We start from the raw sequence: 1110 nt of genomic DNA, 5'->3' as shown, positions 1-1110 counted from the left end.
GACTGGGTCGCCGATCAAGCCCTTCTTGTGAAGCCGATCCGTCGTTGCCCAGTCGAAGCCCTTCCAGGCACAACGCTCGTTATGCAGCGTCAGCCATAACAGCGCCAAAACGGCATCGTCGATCTTGTCCTCATCGATCTCCATGAACCGACGTTACCACGCGCGGCACCCAAAATCCCGCGGCCCCGCTCGGATGGATACGATTGTCCTGCGTGAAGGTCTTGAACGGCTCGAACTCCGGAGTAGAGGGGGCTGAAACGCCCAACGCGTTGAGCACCATCGCGAGGCTCGCAACACCGCAGTAGGCCTGGTTCTTCTGGGTCACGAATTGGATGCTCAGCGGCCAGTAGGCGCGGTTCGCCTCGCTCTCCAGCAGCAGACGGGAACCACGGTCACTGTTCAGGCTGATCAGGGGTTCTGGCAGCGGGAGTGGCTGGGCGGAAACGGGCCCGATGGTCAAGCAGAGGCTGAGACAAACTACCTTCAGGATCAAGGTGAGCACGCGCATGGCGGATCTCCTGGCTCAGGGATCAGGGTCGTCGGTTGCGGAGGCGGGGAGAAACTGTTCGTCGGAGGCGGTGGCTTCGCTTGGTCCTGCAATATCCAGTCGGAACTTTGCGAGAAAAGCCTCCATCATCTCCTGCGGGTTGGAGACCTGCATCACAAACGAGCCAGGACCGCCGACCACGTGTGTGCGGTAATATTCGACATCGGAGGCAAGGCCGTAGCCGACAACAAGGCCATTGACGATCTGTCCTGCCTCCTGAGCCGCGTCACGTGCTTTGGCAGGCTCCATTCCACTGTTGCTCGGACCATTACCGACAATGTTGATGACAGAGCGCGGGCTCCTGGACGGCGCCGAGTTGAGAAGGGCTGATGCGGAGCGGATTGCAAGGGCGATGTCCGTCTGGAGCTGGCTTCTGGAAGCCTCGTAATGATCGGTCGGAAGGTCGCGATCCAAGAGCTGGCCTTCTTCGATGAGAGTACGCATCCGAGGTGGGCCGCCTTGTAGGAATTGTCGGATTTGGCACTGACTGTCCTTATTGACGTCAAAAAGGACAGTGCGGCTATGGATCGAGTTGAGATTGTCGATACGGGTCGGCGTCGTCG

General features: G+C 59.5%; 3 protein-coding genes. All 3 read right to left on the bottom strand.

Annotation, left to right across the window (positions count from 1 at the left end; genetic code table 11):
* Nucleotides 1–144: DUF6429 family protein (locus tag FS320_RS49500; protein WP_244626992.1), on the bottom strand; the 144-nt coding region annotated here is incomplete at its 3' end.
* The gene (locus FS320_RS43885) at nt 131–508 is read right to left on the bottom strand and encodes a phytochelatin synthase family protein (protein WP_152718718.1); all 378 of its coding nucleotides are present in this window, start codon (nt 506–508) and stop codon (nt 131–133) included. The genes FS320_RS49500 and FS320_RS43885, both read right to left, overlap by 14 nt.
* A 15-nt stretch (nt 509–523) precedes the next feature.
* Nucleotides 524–1110, bottom strand: a 587-nt coding sequence (locus FS320_RS43880; RefSeq protein WP_210252267.1) for a DUF1194 domain-containing protein, incomplete at its 5' end; no start/stop codon positions are given.

The organism is Microvirga tunisiensis, assembly GCF_009296175.1.
GTDB lineage: Bacteria > Pseudomonadota > Alphaproteobacteria > Rhizobiales > Beijerinckiaceae > Microvirga > Microvirga tunisiensis.
Note: the sequence above shows the minus strand (reverse complement) of the source record. Positions and strands in the feature narration are given on the sequence as shown.

Excerpts from the sequence above, each read along its gene's own strand:
- FS320_RS43885 (WP_152718718.1), bottom strand. The coding sequence starts at position 508 with ATGCGCGTGCTCACCTTGATCCTGAAGGTAGTTTGTCTCAGCCTCTGC.